The organism is Microbacterium sp. USTB-Y, assembly GCF_023703415.1.
GTDB lineage: Bacteria > Actinomycetota > Actinomycetes > Actinomycetales > Microbacteriaceae > Microbacterium.
In genome coordinates this window covers 429,896-448,201 of record NZ_JAGMTU010000005.1, presented here as the reverse complement: position 1 = coordinate 448,201, position 18,306 = coordinate 429,896, and the positions used below count along the sequence as shown (strand labels likewise).

At 71.0% G+C, this 18,306-nt stretch carries 19 protein-coding genes; 8 read left to right on the top strand and 11 right to left on the bottom strand.

All coding sequences use genetic code 11. The features are described from left to right. The first annotated feature begins 177 nt into the window (after positions 1–177). From J8G10_RS14905 to J8G10_RS14895, 3 genes are all read left to right on the top strand, one after another. Complete coding sequence (locus tag J8G10_RS14905) at positions 178–789, top strand: hypothetical protein (RefSeq protein WP_251446541.1); 612 nt, start codon at positions 178–180, stop codon at positions 787–789. Positions 790–795: 6 nt separating this feature from the next. Further along, complete coding sequence (locus tag J8G10_RS14900; protein WP_251446538.1) at positions 796–1,170, top strand: hypothetical protein; 375 nt, start codon at positions 796–798, stop codon at positions 1,168–1,170. Positions 1,171–1,248: 78 nt separating this feature from the next. Continuing rightward, positions 1,249–2,412: an MFS transporter gene (locus J8G10_RS14895; protein ID WP_251446597.1), complete on the top strand. Its 1,164-nt coding sequence runs from the start codon at positions 1,249–1,251 to the stop codon at positions 2,410–2,412. 5 nt (positions 2,413–2,417) lie between these two features. Here J8G10_RS14895 and J8G10_RS14890 read toward each other — a convergent pair whose 3' ends face one another. Continuing rightward, a complete protein-coding gene (locus tag J8G10_RS14890; RefSeq protein WP_251446535.1) occupies positions 2,418–2,840 on the bottom strand; it encodes a type II toxin-antitoxin system VapC family toxin in 423 nt (140 codons plus the stop codon). Between the two features lie 3 nt (positions 2,841–2,843). Further along, on the bottom strand, positions 2,844–3,116 hold the full coding sequence (locus J8G10_RS14885; RefSeq protein ID WP_251446532.1) for a type II toxin-antitoxin system prevent-host-death family antitoxin: 273 nt from the start codon (positions 3,114–3,116) through the stop codon (positions 2,844–2,846). A gap of 189 nt (positions 3,117–3,305) precedes the next feature. On the opposite strand from J8G10_RS14885, the gene J8G10_RS14880 reads away from it, so the two are divergent. Then, positions 3,306–4,673 (top strand): aspartate aminotransferase family protein, encoded by a 1,368-nt coding sequence (locus J8G10_RS14880; RefSeq protein ID WP_251446529.1) that lies wholly within the window; start codon positions 3,306–3,308, stop codon positions 4,671–4,673. 206 nt (positions 4,674–4,879) lie between these two features. On the opposite strand, the gene J8G10_RS14875 is transcribed toward J8G10_RS14880, so the two are convergent. The 8 genes from J8G10_RS14875 to J8G10_RS19590 form a co-directional block, all read right to left on the bottom strand. Then, positions 4,880–5,449 (bottom strand): dihydrofolate reductase family protein, encoded by a 570-nt coding sequence (locus J8G10_RS14875; protein ID WP_251446526.1) that lies wholly within the window; start codon positions 5,447–5,449, stop codon positions 4,880–4,882. 53 nt (positions 5,450–5,502) lie between these two features. Beyond that, on the bottom strand, positions 5,503–6,489 hold the full coding sequence (locus J8G10_RS14870; RefSeq protein ID WP_251446523.1) for an RNA polymerase subunit sigma-70: 987 nt from the start codon (positions 6,487–6,489) through the stop codon (positions 5,503–5,505). 153 nt (positions 6,490–6,642) lie between these two features. Further along, complete coding sequence (locus J8G10_RS14865; RefSeq protein WP_251446521.1) at positions 6,643–7,563, bottom strand: ABC transporter permease; 921 nt, start codon at positions 7,561–7,563, stop codon at positions 6,643–6,645. Next, a complete protein-coding gene (locus J8G10_RS14860; protein WP_251446518.1) occupies positions 7,560–8,450 on the bottom strand; it encodes an ABC transporter permease in 891 nt (296 codons plus the stop codon). Before J8G10_RS14860 ends, J8G10_RS14865 begins: the two co-directional genes overlap by 4 nt. Further along, positions 8,443–9,636, bottom strand: a complete 1,194-nt coding sequence (locus tag J8G10_RS14855) for a spermidine/putrescine ABC transporter substrate-binding protein (RefSeq protein WP_251446515.1) — start codon at positions 9,634–9,636, stop codon at positions 8,443–8,445. The genes J8G10_RS14860 and J8G10_RS14855 overlap by 8 nt, the downstream gene beginning before the upstream one ends. Then, positions 9,636–10,802, bottom strand: coding sequence for an ABC transporter ATP-binding protein (locus J8G10_RS14850; protein WP_251446512.1), 1,167 nt, complete (start codon positions 10,800–10,802; stop codon positions 9,636–9,638). The genes J8G10_RS14855 and J8G10_RS14850 overlap by 1 nt, the downstream gene beginning before the upstream one ends. Before the next feature lie 158 nt (positions 10,803–10,960). After that, positions 10,961–11,233 carry a metal-sensitive transcriptional regulator gene (locus J8G10_RS14845; RefSeq protein WP_251446509.1) on the bottom strand — a complete coding sequence of 91 codons (273 nt, stop codon included), beginning with the start codon at positions 11,231–11,233 and terminating at the stop codon, positions 10,961–10,963. Next, positions 11,230–12,906, bottom strand: a complete 1,677-nt coding sequence (locus J8G10_RS19590) for a helix-turn-helix transcriptional regulator (protein WP_251446506.1) — start codon at positions 12,904–12,906, stop codon at positions 11,230–11,232. The genes J8G10_RS14845 and J8G10_RS19590 overlap by 4 nt, the downstream gene beginning before the upstream one ends. A gap of 448 nt (positions 12,907–13,354) precedes the next feature. On the opposite strand from J8G10_RS19590, the gene J8G10_RS14835 reads away from it, so the two are divergent. From J8G10_RS14835 to J8G10_RS14820, 4 genes are all read left to right on the top strand, one after another. Then, positions 13,355–14,629: a DUF445 domain-containing protein gene (locus tag J8G10_RS14835; RefSeq protein WP_251446503.1), complete on the top strand. Its 1,275-nt coding sequence runs from the start codon at positions 13,355–13,357 to the stop codon at positions 14,627–14,629. A 313-nt stretch (positions 14,630–14,942) separates the two neighbouring features. Then, entirely contained in the window at positions 14,943–15,764 is an 822-nt protein-coding gene (locus J8G10_RS14830; protein WP_251446501.1) for a type IV toxin-antitoxin system AbiEi family antitoxin domain-containing protein, read from the top strand. A gap of 372 nt (positions 15,765–16,136) precedes the next feature. Further along, positions 16,137–17,039: an agmatinase family protein gene (locus J8G10_RS14825; protein WP_251446498.1), complete on the top strand. Its 903-nt coding sequence runs from the start codon at positions 16,137–16,139 to the stop codon at positions 17,037–17,039. Between the two features lie 7 nt (positions 17,040–17,046). After that, a complete protein-coding gene (locus J8G10_RS14820; RefSeq protein ID WP_251446495.1) occupies positions 17,047–17,421 on the top strand; it encodes a DUF2568 domain-containing protein in 375 nt (124 codons plus the stop codon). Between the two features lie 74 nt (positions 17,422–17,495). Here the strand turns inward: J8G10_RS14820 and J8G10_RS14815 are convergent, their stop codons facing one another. Beyond that, positions 17,496–18,143, bottom strand: a complete 648-nt coding sequence (locus J8G10_RS14815; protein WP_251446494.1) for an SDR family oxidoreductase — start codon at positions 18,141–18,143, stop codon at positions 17,496–17,498. Between the last annotated feature and the right edge of the window lie 163 nt (positions 18,144–18,306).

Genomic DNA, 18,306 nt, shown 5'->3' with positions numbered 1-18,306 from the left:
CTTTGCCCTCGAGCGACTGCGATCGTTCGTCCGGGTCAGGATCCTCTGAGTGATGGATATGACAGGTAGGCGCTACCGGATGAGTTGACCCATCTCCCCATCGCCGCGCCGGTCGCCTCCGCATAGCGTGAACCCGGGCCTCCAGCCGAGGGCCCGCGTCACGATCGAGAGGGCGGGATGTCGCTCAAACCGGTGATCCGCGAACTGCGGCAGGCCGTCCTGCACGGGATGGGTCACGCACAGCTCAGGCTGCATCACCTCGCCGACAACATGGTCGACCATCTCGACACCGTCGCGCGCGAGGTGGCCGATCTCGATCAGGTGGACGACGCGGTCGCCCGCGGCTGGTGGAAGGACCGCAAGCTGCGCAAGGGCGAGAAGACAGAGGGCGGCTGGCACTTCCTGCCGGAGGACGACCGGCCGTTCGCCGGCGACGTCCCCCGCTACCCCGGCGAGTACGTGCTGGACCTGCACGGTTCGCCGAGTGCCGTGCAGGGCGCCGACGGGTCCATGCTGACCGCGGAGGACTTCGCCGCGCACGTCAGGAAGCACACCGATTGGGACGGCACGACGCCGATACGCTTGTTCTCGTGCAGCACCGGTGCCGACTCCGACGGCTTCGCACAGCAGCTGTCGAACCATCTGAACGTCGAGGTGACCGCACCGACGAAGCCCGTGTGGTCGTCGTCCCACGGAACGCCGTTCGTGACGGACGTCGATCCCGTGACCGGTAAGCCGGTCAAGCCGCACAACGGCTCGTGGACGAGCTTCCAGCCGAACGGAGAGTGAGAACGCATGATGAAGCAGGTTTCGGTCTTCGCTGACGCCGGGAGCCTCCCACCCGGGCAGCGCCCCTCCTTGAACGAGGAGCGCCTGAGCCCCGAGGAGGCGTCGCGCGTCGCGGCGTACCTCGAGGCCGGGGCGGTGGTCGCGCACACGACGGTGCGCGGCGTGGACGTGCTGGCCGACGACGCTCCGGTCGTCCCGCTCACGGCCAGGACCGACGGCGAGTTCCTCTGGACCGGACCGGTCACGTACTACGTGAGGACGTACGCCGTCGCGCCGGACGCCGAATTCCTCGCCCACGTCCGCGCCCGCGACTACGCGCCGCGAGTGCCCAGCGACTCCGAGGTCGAGGCGGCCGCGAAGGAGTTCGCCGAGGCGGACTGATCCGGTCCCGCCCTGTACCGTTGATCCGTGGCCGGATCGGGATACAAGGAGCTTCTGCGCGTACCGGGAGTCGGACGCATCATCGCCGCACAGCTGACCGCGCGGTTCCCGAACGGAATGGCCAGCCTCGCGATCCTGCTGCACGTGCAGCACGCCACCGGCTCCTACGGCGCGGCCGGCCTTGTGCTCGCCGCGTCGTCGATCGGCCAGGCCGTGTCGGGGCCCGTCACGAGCCGCTGGATGGGCCGCTGGGGCATGCGCCCCGTGCTCACGCTGACGCTGTCGGTCTGCGTGCTCGCGTTCCTCGGACTGGCGTTCTTCACCGCCCTCCCCCTCGCCGGCCTCGTGGTGCTCGGCATGGTCGCAGGGCTGTCCACGCCGCCGATCCAGTCCGCGGCGCGCACGATCTACCCCAAGCTGGTGAACTCGTCGCAGCTGACGCCGCTGTTCTCGCTGGACGCCTCGCTGCAGGAGATCATCTGGATCGTCGCGCCGGTGGTCATCACGATTGTGTCCACCCAGGTCGGGACCGTGCAGGGGCTGCTGCTCGTGGCCGCCGTGCTCGTCGGCGGCGGAGCGTGGTTCATCCTGTCCCCCGAGGTCGGGCGCGTGCGCATCCCGCGCAGCCGTCGCGGGTTCGGCGCCGTCGTGCTGAAGCCCCCCGTGCTGCTGGCCACCGTCATCGGGTTCCTCCTCATCGGGGCGTGCGCGGCGGTCGAGGCCGGCGTCGTGAAGACCTTCGACCACGGGGGTCTGGAGGCGGGGCTCGTGCTCGCCGTGTTCTCGGTGGGAAGCCTCGTCGGCGGCCTGGCCTCGGGTCGCGTGCCGATGGGGCCGTGGGCGATGGCCCGGCGCCTCACGATCGTCACCGTGGGTCTCGCGCTCACGATGATCTCCCTCAACGTGTTCTGGCTCGGCGGCACGCTGCTCGCCGCCGGGATCGGCATCGCCCCGGCCCTCGCGGTGCTATTCGCGATCACCTCGGCGAGCGTGAAGTTCTCCGAGACCGCGGAGGCGTTCGGCTGGGCCGGCACCGGGCAGCTGATCGGCGCCGCCGCCGGATCCGCGATCGCCGGCTTCCTCATCGACAGCCTGCACAGCCCCGCCGGCGCCTATCTGGCCGCCACCTGCTTCGCCGCCGTGGCCCTGATCGTCTCCGTGGTGTTCGTGCGGTACTTCCCGGATCTGCGCGGTCGCGACGCCGCGCCGATGCCGGACACCGAGGTCGTCCCGCTCCCCTGAGCGGGTCAGGCCACGGTCACCCCCGAGAAGGGATTGATCACGGCCAGCCCCGGAACATCGAAGTCCTTCTCGTTCCGGGTGACCACCGTCAGACCATGATGGAGCGCCGTCGCGGCGATCAGCGAGTCCGCCCAGGGACGCCGGTCCGGCACGTTGATGCCGGCGCAGATCCGAGCGATCTCCGGCGTGACAGGGAGTATCCGCGCTCCGAGTTCGAGACGGATGCCGTCGATCCATCCGCGCAACGCGTGTGCTTGACGAGGATCTCTCCGCTCCAGCGTCAACGCGCCGAGCTCCAGCTCGTAGTCCGAGACCACGCTGATGAACAGCGACCCCGGTGCGACGGAGCTCATCCAGCGACGCGAACGCTCACCCAAGGATCCTGTCCGCCGCGCCTCCGAGAGCGCATTGGTGTCGACGAGGTACATCCTTCACAACTCCAGCGGTGGACGACCGATGTCCTTCTTCCGGTCTGCGACGATCTCGTCGATGATGCGATCGAACTCTCCGTCATCCCCTTCACCCTCCGGCGCCATCGCGAGCAGGTCGAGCATCGACGCCGGAGCGGATGGTCGCAGCCGCTCGTACTCCTCGATGCTCAGCAGCACGTAGGCCGGCTGCGAGTGCTTGGTGACGAGCACCGGCTCCTTGTCCGCGATGCGCTGCGCCCGGGCGACGGATTGGTTGAACTCGCGCGCGGTCATGCTGAACATCATGTACCTCGGTTCCCTGAAGTAGTGATAGTACTACACAGGATCGGCTCCCTGAGCGCGGTCGACGCGCGACCTCTCCCCACCCCACCCTTCGCACGCAACCTCGGAATCCGCAGAATCCAGGTATCCGCACCTTCGATTTCTGTTGTCATTTTCAATTTCGAGTGACAAGATCGGAGCATGAGCGCCGATCTGCAACAGAAAGCACACGATCACCTCTGGATGCACTTCACCCGGCAGTCCACGATGGACCGCACCGGTGTGCCGATCATCGTCCGAGGCGAGGGACACCACATCTGGGACGACACCGGCAAGCAGTACATCGACGGGCTCGCCGGCCTCTTCGTCGTCAACGCCGGCCACGGCCGTAAGCGGCTGGCCGAGGCCGCCGCGAAGCAGGCCGAGCAGCTCGCCTTCTTCCCGCTGTGGTCGTACGCGCACCCGGCGGCGATCGAGCTCGCCGACCGCCTCGCCGGCTACGCACCGGGCGACCTGAACCGCGTCTTCTTCACGTCGGGCGGCGGCGAGGCCGTCGAGACCGCGTTCAAGCTCGCCAAGCACTACTGGAAGCTGCGCGGCAAGCCGACCAAGCACAAGGTCATCTCGCGCTCGATCGCCTACCACGGCACGACGCAGGGCGCCCTCGCGATCACCGGCATCCCCGCGATGAAGGCGATGTTCGAGCCCGTCACCCCGGGAGGGTTCCGCGTCCCGAACACGAACATCTACCGTGCGGCCGAGATGGGCGCCCCGACGGATCCCGAGGCCTTCGGAGTCTGGGCCGCCGACCGGATCGAGGAGATGATCCAGTTCGAGGGGCCGGACACGGTCGCGGCCGTCTTCCTCGAGCCGGTGCAGAACTCCGGCGGCTGCTTCCCGCCCCCTCCCGGCTACTTCCAGCGGGTGCGCGAGATCTGCGACCGCTACGACGTGCTGCTCGTCTCCGACGAGGTGATCTGCGCCTTCGGCCGGATCGGGCACATGTTCGCGTGCGACGCCTACGGCTACGTGCCCGACATCATCACCTGCGCCAAGGGCATCACGAGCGGATACTCCCCTCTGGGAGCCGCGATCGTCAGCGACCGGATCTACGAGCCCTTCGCGCACGGCGATCTGTCGTTCCCGCACGGCTACACGTTCGGCGGGCACCCGGTCTCCGCCGCCGTCGCCCTGGAGAACCTCAACATCTTCGAGGAGGAGAAGCTCAACGAGCGCGTGCGCGAGAACTCTCCGCTGTTCCGCGCGGAGCTCGAGACGCTGCTCGACCTTCCGCTCGTCGGCGACGTGCGCGGCGACGGCTACTTCTTCGGGATCGAGCTGGTCAAGGACAAGACGACCCGGGAGACCTTCGACGACGACGAGTCCGAGCGCCTGCTGCGCGGATTCCTCTCCGGCGCCCTCTACGAGGCGGGGCTGTACTGCCGCGCGGACGACCGCGGCGACCCCGTGATCCAGCTCGCCCCGCCGCTCACGATCGGCCCGGCGGAGTTCCGCGAGATCACCGGGATCCTGCGCGGAGTGCTCACGGAGGCAGAGAACGTTCTCTGACCCCTCGGGGTCGTCGAGCGAGCACGGCGAAGCCGACCGAGACGAAACGCGGTGTCCTGCAAGGGCGCCGCGTTTCGTCTCGCTCGGCCTGCGGCCGTGCTCGCTCAACGACCCCGGGTGAGACGAAGGGCGTCTCGCTCAACGACCCCGGGTGCGACGAAGAGTGTCTCGCTCAACGACCCTGGGTGAGACGAAGGGCGTCTCGCTCAACGACCCTGGGCGGACGGGGTCGCGATCACGAGGCTCGTGGGGCCGACCTGCTCGACGCTGACGAGATCGAGTGCCACGCCGTCGGGGAACAGCCGACGGCCCGCGCCCGTCGCGGTCGGGAACACGCGCAGCCGGTATTCGTCCACCACGCCGGCCTCGACGAAGCGCTCGACGAGAGATCCGCTGCCGATCAGGACGACATCGCGCTCGGCGGCGGTCTGGCGGGCCCAGCCGATCGGATCCGCCGCGACCCTCCGGGAGCTCCGCCACCGGCTCAGGTCGACGTCCCCTCCGGTCACGACCGCCTTGTCGGCGGCGTTCAGCGCCCGGGCGAACGCATCGGTCTCCTCCCGCGCCGGCCACATCGCCGCGAACGCCTCCCAGGTGCGGCGGCCGAAGAGGAAGATCCCGGTCTGCAGGATCGATCCGTAGTGGAACTTGTCCCCCGATATCGCCGCGGGCCCGTGCCGGAAGCACCACCCGCCGAACGGCGTGCCGCCGGAACCGTCCGGGTCCTCCACGACCCCGTCGAGGGTGATGAACTGCGCCACGATGATGCGTGCCATGTCGTGCTCCTTGTCCCGCCCCGCGCATGGGCCGCGGAGGGCGTCACCAGGGTCTACGCGCGAGTGGGGTCGAACTCATCGGTGCCGGGCGGATCCGATCCCCCGGCGGCGTCGGTGACGACTCCGTCCCGCTCGAACAGCGCGAACAGCGCGTCGTCGCGGTACACCAGCACGTGTCCGATCCGCTCCCCCGCGGCATCGGCCTCGAACAGCTGCACCGTATGCGGGCGGGCGCCCTCCTCATCGACGCGCAGCAGCAGGATCCCGTGCTGCCCGTTGGCGGAGATCGGCCGGGTCGCCCAGCGCGACCCCTGCCACGCGAACAGGTGCGCCATGAAGGCGGCATACGTCTCGCGCCCGATCGACCAGTGCGGCACGGGCGGCATCTCGAACAGGACGTCATCGGCGACGAGAGCGGCGAGGGCCGCGACGTCGGCGCGCTCGATCGCCCGCGCGTACCCCTCGACCGTCTCCCGCCGCAACGGCGCAGGACGCGCCGCGCGATCGGCGACCGCGACCTTGGCGCGCTGCAGCGCAGAGTTCACCGCCGGCACGGTCGTCTCGAGGATCTCCGCGGTCTCCGCCGCCGAATGCCCCAGCACCTCGCGCAGGATGAACACGCCGCGCTGCTTCGGCGGCAGCGCCTGCAGCACGAGGGTCACCGCGAGCCGCACCCCGGACGCCTCGGCGACCGCGCGCTCGGGCTCGGAGTCCGCCCACCAGCCGGTCGGCGCGGGCATCAGCCACGGGACGTCGAGCGCCGGGACCAGCGGCGCCCCGACGTCGATCCCCGCGGCGGTGAGGTCGCGGGGCAGCGGGCGCCGCGGGCTCTCCCGGAGCCGGTCGACGCACACGTTGCGCGCGATCCGGTACACCCAGGTGGACAGGGCGCCGCGGTCGGGCCGGTACGAGGCCCGGCTGCGCCAGGCCCGCTCGAGCGCGTCCTGCACCGCGTCCTCGGCGTCGAACGGCGAGCCCAGCATCTGATAGCAGAAGGCGAGCAGGCCGCCGCGGAGTGCGGCGAGGTCGGAGGCGTCCACGCAGCCGAGCGTATTGCCTCCCGGTTCGTCCCTCCAGGCCCGGTTGCGGGGACCGGATCCGTTCCCGTCGCAAAAGGTCCGTTCCCGTCGCAGAAGATGCCGCTCCGGAGGTCTCAGAGCGGCATCTTCTGCGACGGGAGCTTCGGATCCGCCTCAGCCGCCGGCCATGGTCCGGGCGATGTCGGCCGCCGAGTCGCCGGCGCGCTTGAGCACCAGGGCGACGAGCGCGAGCGCGCCGAGCGTCAGCACGAGCATGATCGTCGACACCGCGGCGATCTCCGGACGCAGGCCGCTGCGCAGAGCGCTCAGCACGTACACCGGCCAGGGCGTCGTGCCGGAGACCTGGACGAACGCGGAGACGATGGTGTTGTCCAGACCCAGCGTGAACGAGAGCAGGAAGCCCGCGAGCACGGCCGGCATCGCCAGCGGCAGGGTCACCTTGAAGAAGGTGGTGAGCGGCCTGGCGTAGAGATCCGCCGACGCCTCCTCGAGCTTCGCGTCCAGTCCGACCAGGCGCGCCCGCACGATGTACGACACGATCGCGATCGAGAACAGCGACTGGCCGATCACGAGGCGCACCGTTCCGTCGTTGAAGATCGACATCCCCAGATCCTGGCCGAGGAACACGACCCACGGCAGCAGCGCGACCGCGTCCACGATCTCGGGGGTGACCGAGATGAGCAGCAGCAGCGCGAGGAACCAGGGCACCCACTTGCCGGGGGTGCGCGCCATCGCGATGCCGGCGAGCGTGCCGAGGGCGGTCGCGAGCACGGCGGCGATGAGACCGGTGCGCAGCGACACGAGCACCGCGTCGCGCACCGCGGGCTTGGTGACGATCGCCGCGAACGAGTCGAACCCGAAGTGGTCCCACGAGATGAGCAGGCGGCCGACGTTGAACGAGTACACGATCACGACGGCGATCGGCAGGAAGAGGAAGACGAACACGAGCGTCGCCCACAGCGGCAGCAGCCAGCGGCTGACGTTGCGCGGCGCCCGGGTGCGCGCGCCGGCCGCGGCACGTGCGGACGGCGAGGGATCCGCCTGCTCGGCGGGTCGTTCTGCGACGACGGTCATCGTGCCTCCTCGAGCGTCAGGCGGTAGCTGCGGCGGATCGGGATCGTCACGAGCCAGCCGATCGCGGCCGCGACCCCGATCGACAGCGCGATGGTGAGGATGAGCAGCACCGCCATCGCGGAGCCGAGCGCCCAGTTCTGCGCGGTCTGGAACTGGCTGGCCACGATCTGACCCACCATGTTGCCCTTCGCTCCGCCCAGCACCGTGGCCGTGATGTAGTCGCCCATGAGCGGGATGTAGACCAGCAGCACTCCGGCGATGATGCCGGGCTGCGCGAGCGGGACGGTGACCCGGAGGAACGTCTTCCAGCTGCCGGCGCCGAGATCCTTGCTGGCCTCGCGGAGCGGTCCGCTCACACGGTCGAACGCGACGAACAGCGGCAGGATCATCAGCGGCAGGTAGTTGTAGACCACGCCGAGGAGCACCGCCCCGCGGGTGTTCAGCACTCCGAGCGGACCGGGGATCACCCCCAGGAACTGCAGGGCGTGCGAGAGCCACCCCTCCGGGGCGAGGATGATCTGCCAGCCGATCGTGCGCACCAGGAAGTTGGTCCAGAACGGCACCATCACCAGCGCGAGGAACATGCCCCGGCGGCTCGGCGCGCACTTCACGGCGATCCAGTACGCGACGGGGGCGCCGATCAGCAGGCACAGGACCGTGCCCGCGACGCCCACCCAGAGCGTGTTCTGGAAGGTCGCGAAGAACGTGGGCGAGAGCGCCTCGATGTAGCGGTCGAAGGACAGCTTGTCGTTCGCGTTGGTCGCGAAGATGCTCGGCTTGTAGCCGAAGCTGTACCAGACGACGACGCCGATCGGCACGACGAAGAAGACGAGCAGCCACACCCAGGCGGGCAGGGCCAGACCGAAGCGGATCCTGAGCTTATGCACCGGCGGCCGCCTTCGTCGCGTTCCAGATCGCCACGATCCGCTCCTGGGCGCTCGTGAACTTCTGCTCGTGCATCGTCTGCACCTGCGCGTCGTCGAAGTACACCATGTCGAGCCGCTCCAATCCGGCCTCCTCGGCCTTCTGCTGCGTGCCCTGCACGCCCGTGTCGTAGCCGATGTAGTCGACCTGGGCGAGCTGCACATCCGGCGCGATGATGAAGTCGATGAAGGCGTGCGCCGCCTCGGGGTGCGGAGCACCCTTCGCGATCGCCCAGTTGTCCATCCACAGCTCCGTCGCCGGACCGCCGAGCACCCACTGCCAGCGGTCGGGGTTCTTCGACTGGGAGATCCCGGTGCGCGCATCGCCGCTGTACGACTGCACGAGCGCGGCCGAGGCCTGCGGGATGATCTGCCCGCCGGGCGCCGAGTCGAAGGTGGTGATGTGCGGCGCGAGCTCCTTCGTCATGAACGTCTCGCAGGCGTCGAGGTGCTTCTTCTCGGTGGTGTTCCAGTCGATGTCATGCGACCAGAAGTAGATGCCGCACAGGGGCGCCGGATCGTCCAGCACCGCGGTCCGGCCCGAGGCCTCCTTCTGCGCGGCGTCGATGAAGTCGGCCCAGCTCGTGAGCTCGCGCTTGATCACGGTCCTGTCGTAGACGAAGCCCGTCGTCCCCCAGGCCTTGCAGATCGAGTACTCGTTCTTCGGGTCGAAGGAACGATGGATGAAGCTCGGGTTCATCGTCGCGAAGTTCGGGATGAGATCGAGGTTGAGCTTCTCCAGCAGTCCGTTCTCCGCCATCGGCAGGATGAACAGACCGCTCGGCACGACGATGTCGTAGCCCGAGGTGCCGCGCGCCGCGACGAGCTTGGCGATCAGCTCCTCGTTGGAGTTGAAGGCGTCGACGACGACCTTCGGCCCCTTCTTCTTCGTGAAGGCGGTGAGCACCTCCGGGGCGTCGTAGTCGCTCCACGTGTAGATCGAGAGCTTGTCCTCGAGCGGCCCGCCGTGCGCGCTCGAGGCGGCGGAGGCCTTGCCGGGGGCGCACGCCGTGAAGAGCACCGCGCCCGAGGCGGCGATCGCGGTGGCGAGGAACCCCCGCCGGGTCAGCTCGGTGCGGATCTTCCGCGCCGAGGCCGTGTTCGCGAGCACCCGGACCGGCGGGCGGTCGGGGATCCCGCCGTACGCCATCAGGCGGCCTCCTTCGGGAGCGCGATCACGTGCGTCGCGGTCTCGGGGATGCCATCGCCGGCGAAGATGCGCACGTCGGCAGGACTCCAGGTGCAGCGCACCGCATCGCCGACGGCGACCGAGGGCGCCCCCGGCGCCGGGATCCGCACGAGGAACGCCTGCTCGCGGCCCACGTCGACCGCGACCTGCAGGGTCTCGCCGAGGTGGGAGACCCCGAGGACCGTGCCGTCGACACCGGGCCCGTCGGCGGTGCCGGCCGGCGCGAGCCGCAGGAGCTCGGGACGGATCGCGGCGACCGCGGTGGATCCGGGCTGCCCCTGCTCCCCGCCCCAGCGGCCGTGCACGGCCCCGGCGAAGGTGTCGACGGCGTCGCCGCCGCCGCCGAGGACGGTGCCGTGCAGGAAGTTCTGCTGGCCGATGAACGACGCCACATAGGCGGAGGCCGGCTCGGCGTAGATGTCGGCGGGGGCGGCCAGCTGCTCGATGCGGCCGGCGCGCATCACCGCGATCCGGTCGCTCATCGACAGGGCCTCGGCCTGGTCGTGCGTGACGAAGACGAACGTGGTGCCGAGCCGCGACTGCAGCAGCTTCAGCTCGAGCTGCATCTCCTCGCGGAGCTGGCGGTCCAGTGCCGCGAGCGGCTCGTCCAGCAGCAGCACGGACGGACGGTTGATCAGGGCGCGGGACAGCGCGATGCGCTGCTGCTGCCCGCCGCTGAGCTGGGTGGGCTTGCGGTCGGCGAAGCGGCGCAGCTGCACCATGTCGAGCGCCTCGGCCACGCGCTCGCGCTGCTCGGCCTTGGGCACCTTGCGCTGCTGCAGCCCGTAGGCGACGTTCTCCGCGACGGTCATGTGCGGGAACAGCGCATAGGCCTGGAAGACCGTGTTGACCTCCCGCTTGTGCGGGGGAAGGCCGAGGACGCTGCGGCCGCTCAGGCGGATGTCGCCCTCGTCCGGATGCTCGAAGCCGGCGATCATGCGCAGCGTCGTGGTCTTGCCGCACCCCGACGGGCCCAGCAGGGAGAGGAACTCCCCGGGACGGATGGACAGCGACAGCCGGTCGACGGCGGTCGCATCGCCGTAGTACTTGGTGACACCAGAGATCTCGACACCGCCGGTCGGCGCGTCGGTCGTGCTCTGAGCAGGTACGGGCACAGGACTGCTCATGGAACCTCCACATCGAGTAATTCGCTGCAGAGAGTCTGTCACAGGATCCGAGGTCGGTACAGAGGAAAACGAAGGAATCTCAGATATTTGCGACGATATTCGTTGTCGGTGAGGTCATCTCCAACGAAAATGCGTGTTTCGAGTGTGTTTCGGGCGAGCTACTTCCCCTGGAAGTCGAACGCCTTCAACAGTTCGTCGATCGCCTGCTCGCGCTGGGCGCCGCCCTCGTCGAACATGTGGGCGACGTGCGTGCGCAGGTGGTTCTCGATGAGGAGCCGGTTCAGCGATTCCAGGGAGCGCTGGATCGCACGGGACTGCGTGATGATGTCCATGCAGTAGTCCTCGTTCTCGATCATCTTCGCGACGCCGCGGAGCTGACCCTCGAGAATGCTGGTGCGGTGCAGAGCGCGCTTCTTGATGTCTTCGATCACGAAGACGAGGCTACCGTTCCGTCCGGCGGACCGTCGCGGAGCAGAATGGCGCCGATCGCCGCCCGGGAGGCGATGTCCCAGCGCTGCAGGACCGCCCCGACGTGCTTCTCGACCGTGAACTCGCCGATCCCGAGCAGGGTCGCGATCTCGCGGTTGGAGGCGCCCGAGGCGACGAGCTCCGCGACCTGGCGCTGCCGCGGGGTGAGCGCCGCCGTGCCGGACGGCGGTGCTGCGCCGGCCGGATCCCCCGTCCCGGCGAGCGCGCTCGCGACGCCGGCGCGGGTGGGCGTTCCGAAGGCGAACAGGATCCGCGAGACATGACCGCGCACCGTGTGCGGCGAGATGAACAGCGCCGCGGCGATGTCCGCGTTGGAGTCGCCGCGCGCGAGCAGCACCGCGACCTCCCGCTCCCGGTCGCTGAGCCCGTTCCAGGCGCGGCGCCGATCCGGCGGCAGGCGGCGCCCGGTGCGCCGCAGCTCGCGGGCGGCCATCGCCCGCACCACGTCGCGACCGGCGCCCTCGCTCGCCTCGACCACCGCGGTCAGCCGGCGCACCGACTCGGCCACCTCCCCCGCGGCGATGCGGGCACGGGCGGCGAGGATCTCCCCCTCGGTGGCCTCCACGACGCGGCGCCGGTCGATCGCACGCGCCACGCTGCGCTCGGCGAGCGCGGCCGCCCGCGCATCGTCGCCTTCGGCGTGGGCGATGCGGCTCGCGATGCGATCCATCACCGTGTCGGCGATCGGGTGGTCCACGAGCACCGACAGCTCCTCGTGCCACGCCCGGGCCGCGTCGAGATCCCGATCGTCCAGCGCCGCACGCACGAGGATCTCCCCGCAGAGCGCGCGATCGACGACACGGAGGTTGGAGAGCCGGGCGTCGACGCCGGCGCGCAGCACGAAACGCGCCGCAGTGCGCACGTCGTTCTGCGCATTCGCGGCGTACGCGCCGATCACATGGATGCCGCTGACCAGTAGGTGCGTCGGCGGTGCATCGACCGTCGCGAGCTCGCGCAGCGCCTCGCGCATCGCCGCGCGCTGATCGGCGTTGCTGTCGACCAGCGCGACGCAGGCCGCCGCGAACGCGTGCATCAGCGGAGGCAGACCCGGCGTCCTCTCGGCGGCGCGCGCGAAGGCCTCGGCCGCGACCACGTCCCCGCCGAACAGTCGCACGCGCGCCAGGATGCAGCGGAGCAGCGCGCGCACCGGATCGTCCGGCCCGTCGAAGCCGACGGGGTCATCCGGGTCGCACTCGGCCGCGAACTCCGCCGCCAGATCGAGGCGCGAGCAGCCCAGCGCCGCCTCGATCAGCAGCAGCTCCAGCGGGCGCCGCATCCGCCGGCCGAGCGGTCGCGGATCCGCCGCCGCGTCCTGCAGCGGATCACGATGCACGCGCGCCACGGCGGGCCACGCCGCCCGCGCCCAGCCCGCCACCGCCCTGGCGAGGGCGAGGGCGTCGACGTCGGACGGATCCACGGCGTCCAGCGCCACAGCGGCCGCCTCGCCGTCCGTGCCCTGGCCCGCGCAGAGATCGACGAAGGCGCGCAGCGCCGCGACGAACGCCTCGTCGCCGGGGACGGCGTCGGCGAGGGCGCGCCGGAGGAGCGGGTCCTCGGACGAGCGCACCGTCACGACCGCCCTCAGGACCACCTCGAGGCGCTGTTCACGAAGCACGCCTCCACCGTATCGGCCGCCGGATCCGCTGACCCCGGCGCAGGAATACGCCGGATCCACCACGCGCACGAGGCCGGAATGCGGGATCCTTGAGCCGACGACACGTACATCCGCCGGCCGTTCGTGATACCCGCACGAAACGGCCGCCTCCCGGGTCGCCGGCGCGGGACGCCGTGCGCCGGGAGCGCCGTGCGGTGGTCGCCGGAAGCGGGCGTCGGACCTCCGACGCCGCAGCCGATCGCGCTGGGGCGCTTGCGAGAGGGATCCGTTTGGGGACGGATCCCTCTTCCCCTCCCGTCTCCCGTCGCCGTACCCGCCGGCCTTCGCCTCTCTCCCGTCTGCATGCCCGCCGGCCTCGCGCGCCACGGGCGCCGTCTGCATCGATCGCGCACTCGGCCCGTCGTGCGCGCTACGGCCGCTCCGGCCCCCGGGATGGAAGGATGGCCCCATGGCGCGCGCCCGTGAAGCACTGCTGTCCCCCGCCGATCAGGAGCGCCTGCGCGCCCTGCGCCGGATGAAGGCCGTCGCCCTCGCCGCGCTCGGGATCATGGCCGTCGCCTTCGTGCTGGCGTTCTGGCTGCAGGCCCGCTATCCGTGGCTCGAGTACGTGCGCGCCGCCGCGGAGGGCGGCATGGTGGGCGCCCTCGCCGACTGGTTCGCCGTGACGGCGCTGTTCCGCCGTCCGCTCGGGCTGCCGATCCCGCACACCGCGATCATCCCCAACCGCAAGGACGAGATCGGACGCACGCTCGGCGAGTTCGTCGAGACCAATTTCCTCTCCGCCGAGGTCGTGCGCACGAAGCTCTCCGAGACCTCGATCGCCGCGCGGCTCGGATCCTGGCTGGGAGATCCCGCCCACGCCGAGCGGGTCTCCAGCGAGGGATCCACGATCGCCTCCGCCGTCCTGCGCGCCCTGAGCGACGACGACGTGCAGAGCGTGATCGCCGAGCTCGCGCGCGAGCACCTCGTGGAGCCGGAGTGGGGCACGCCGGCGGGCACCTGGCTGCAGCGGATCGTCGAGGCGGACGCCCATCGCGGGGCGGTCGACCTCGCCGTCGACAGCATCGCGACCTGGCTGGACGGCAACGCGGCGGCGTTCCAGGGGCTGCTCTCGCGCCGGCTGCCGGGGTGGGTGCCGCGACTCGCGCACCGGTTCGTGGACGAGGCCGCCTACAACGAAGCAGTGCGGTTCGTGCGGGCCGTGCAGGCGGATCCGCGCCACCCGGCCCGGCTCGCGCTGGACGGCTACCTCGCCCGCCTCGCGGACAACCTGCAGCACGACGCCGGCACCCGGGCGCGCCTGGAGAACGCCAAGGCCGCCGTGTTCGACAGCCCCCGCGTCGGGGCGCTGGCGGCAGAGGCGTGGAACGCGGCGAAGACCGGACTGCTGTCGGCACTCGCGGATCCGGAGAGCGGCCTGCGCCGTCGGGCTGCGGCGGCACTCGCCGAGCTCGGAGGCCGCCTCGCCACCGAGGAGCCCTTTCAGCGGCGGGTGGACGGCTGGGTCACCGACGCCGCCGTGTTCCTCGTCGACCGCTACCGGCACGACATCGCCTCGATCATCACCGACACCGTGGAGCGGTGGGATCCCGCCGAGACCACGGAGAAGATCGAGCTCATGGTCGGCCGCGACCTGCAGTACATCCGGCTGAACGGCACGGTCGTCGGAGCGCTCGCCGGACTCGCGATCTTCGCCGTCGCGCACGCGGTCATCCCGGTGTAGCGGCCGGCGTTCGGGGCGCGTGGGACGGGCGGGCCGCGGCGTGGGACGGGCGGGCCGCGGCGTGGGCATGCGGGGTGTGGGCGGGCGGGGTGCGCGCGGGGGCGTGGATCCCGCCAAGCCGTCACGGTCAGCACACCCTGTGACGATCGGCACACGGATCTGGCCATTTCGTGTGCCGATCGTCGCATCATGTGCTGATCGTGTCAGTCGAGGTGCCCGCCGATCGTCCTCCACAGCCGACGCTCATCGAGGGTTGTGCACAGATCCTGTGATCGCCGCCCCCGGGGACGACGGAGTTCGTCACCCTCGTAGCATGCTCTCTCTGATCGATACGATCCGCCGCCGGGGCGGCATCGCCCGTGGTCCGGAACTGCAGCGCCTCGGCTTCACGCGCACGACGCTCACCCGAGCCGTGCGCGCCGGAACGGTCGACCGCCTGAGGGACGGCGTGTTCGCCGTCGGTCCGATCGCTCCCGATGTCCGTGCCGCGGTCGAGCACGGTGGCGCGCTCACCTGCGCGAGCGTGCTGACGGAGCGAGGGATCTGGGTGCTGCCCGAGGTCACCGGACCGCACGTCTGGCTGGGTGCGGGGCGGCATGGCCGCACGCACCCGGACTGCGCCTGCGTTCCGCACTACTACCGCGGCTCGCCACCGCTCGGCCGGACCGACCTCGAAACCGCCCTGCTGCACCTGCGCCGCTGCTCCGGAGACGAGGCGTTCTTCGCCGCGTTCGAATCCGCCTGGCGGAAGCGGCTTCTGCCTGCGACGGCGCGGAGGCGGATCCGCGATGCGTTGCCGGCCTCGGCACGCTGGCTCACGGAACTGGCGCGACCCGATGCCGACAGCGGACTCGAATCGCTGCTGCGGCTGAGGCTGCATACGATCGGTCTGCGCCTCGCCTGCCAGGTGCAGATCGACGAGGTCGGCAGAGTCGACTTCATGGTCGGCCGGCTCATCATCGAAGTGGACGGCAAGGAAAACCACGACGGACCGGTGAAGCGGCACCGGGATCTCGTGCGCGACGCGGCCGCCGCGCGTCTCGGATACCGCACCCTCCGGTTCGACTACGCACAGGTCGTGCACGACTGGCCTTCGGTGCAGGCCGCGATCCTCGCCGCGCTCCGTGGTCTGTGACGATCGGCACACCCTGTCACGATCGGCACACCCTGTCACGATCAGCACAGGAGTCCGGGGCTGTCGTGTGCTGATCGTGACGGCCTGTGCCGATCGTGACATCCTGTGCGATCGTGATGGACGGTCCAGGACCGGCGTGGAGGGGCCGAGCCCAAAGCCGGGCACCAGGCCAGGGTAGGGCCGGCGCCAGGAGCGTGGTGGAGGGGCCGACCCCAAGGCCAGGGCGAGGGCTGGCGTGGCTCCGCACCACACGCCGCACGAAGCCGGGTGTCTCGTGGGCCAGACAGCGCTCGGCGGCACACCACCGCCGAGGGCCGGCGCCGTGGCACGCTGTCTATCGGATGCGGTCCGCGCCTCCGAGAAGGGACTCCCATGGCACTGTCGCACGATCCCCTCTGGCCCCGCGGGGGCGATTGGCCCGCGTTCGGCACGCCCGCCGACGCGGTCGTGCTCGGAGTCCCGACCTGGCGCACGTCGCTCTCCCCCACGGGCGCGCATGCGACGCCGGCCGCGATCCGCGAAGCGCTCCGCCGCTACAGCCCGACCCTGATGGGCCCGCCCATCGTGGATCTGAACGCCGCGCTGCAGATCTCCGACGCCGGCGACGTGCACGAGCCCGACGGCGACGAGGGTGTCGCGCGCACGATCGCCCGCGTATCCCAGCTCGCCGCGGCCTCCCGGCTGGTGATCGCCCTCGGCGGCGACAACTCCCTCACCTACCCCGTCGCCCTCGGATCCGGATCCACGGGTCTCATCACGATCGACGCGCACTTCGATCTGCGCGACGGCGTCTCGAACGGTTCGCCGGTGCGCCGCCTCGTCGAGGACGCCCCCGAGGGATCCGCGATCGATCCGCACCGGATCGTGCAGATCGGCATCGCGGACTTCGCGAACTCCGCGGCCTACGCCCAGCGCGCCGCCGACTGGGGCATCCGTGTCATCACCCTGGACGAGGTGCGCCGTCGCGGCATCGACGACGTCGTGGCCGAGGCCGTCGAGATCGCCGGCGCCGGAGACGCCTCCCGCGTGCACCTCGACATCGATGTGGACGCCTGCGACCGCGCCGCGACGCCGGGGTGCCCGGCCAGTGTGCCGGGCGGGTTCGCCGCCTGGGAGCTGCGTGCGCTGGTGCGCGGCATCGCCGGCGACCCCCGCGTCGTCAGTGCCGACATCGCCGAGGTGGACGCCACCGCCGACGACGAGGATGCGCGCACCGTCCGCCTCGCCGCGCTCTGCGTGCTGGAGCTGCTCGCAGCGCTCGCCGGCCGGCCCTGACCCGCCGATGAGCGACCGGCCCGCGCGCGACCCGTTCCTCGAGGGCGGCCCCGCCGTGCGCGTCGCGCTGGGGCTGCGGTTCGTGATCGAGCTCGCGCTGCTGGCCGGCGCGGCGACCGCTGCGGTACGGCTCCTGCCGGGCTGGCCGGGGTGGATCGGCGCCGTCGTCGCGGTCGCGGTGCTGGCGGTGGTCTGGGGGCTCCTGCTCTCGCCCCAGGCGCGCTTCGACATCCGCCCCGCGGGACGCGTGCTCCTGGAGACCGTGCTCTTCGGCGCGGTCGGAGCGGCGCTGTGGGCGAGTGGACTCGGCCTCGCCGGGGTCTCCCTCTTCGCTGTATGGGTTCTGGACCGGATCGCACTGGCGGCGCTCGACCGCCGCTGACCGCCTGCAGAGGTCGGCTCGGCGGCTCGACAGCCGCCCGCAGGCTCAGCCGCAGGTCGACCGATGCTCGATGCTCAACCGGCGCGCAGAGCCTCGTCGACGGGCACCTCTCCGGCGTTGAACCGGATCGTGCGCCCGATGGTCGCCGGCTCGAGGAGCGTCTGTGCGATGACCTGCGCGACGTCGGCGCGGGACACGCTGCCCGAGGTCTCCGCCGTGGCGTCGATCCGTCCCGTCGACGCGTCCAGGGTCAGCCGGCTGGGGGCGAGCACCGTCCAGTCCAGGCCGGATGCCCGCAGCGCCTCATCGGCCTGCGCCTTCGCCTCGGCATAGGCGAAGAAGGAGTCGGTCGCGGGGATCCCGTGCTCGAGCGAGGATCCGAAGTACGACACCATCACGTACCGCGCGACGCCCGCGTCGGCCGCCGCCGCCATCGACCGGACCGCGGCATCGAGGTCGACGGCACGCGTGCGCTCCGCCGATCCGCCGCCGGCGCCGGCCGACCACACGACCGCGTCGTGCCCGGCGATCAGTGCGGCCATCGCCTCCCGCGACGCCGATTCGACGTCGAAGACGACCGGGTCCGCGCCGGTCGCGCGCACGTCGTCGCTCTGACCGGCGTCGCGGATCACCGCCGTCACCTGGTCGCCGCGCGCCGTGAGGAGGGGTTCGAGGAGCAGGGCCACCTTGCCGTGGCCGCCGAAGATCAGGATCCGTGCCATGCCTCCACGCTATGCCCGATCCGGCGGACGCGGGCGGGCGGATCCGGATCCGCTCCTCACGCGACGAGACCCGGGACGACTCGCCCGGCCGGGCCGCAGACGACACGAGCGCCGGCCCCCGCCGGCCCCCGCCCGGCACCAGCCCGGCACCAGCCCGGCACCG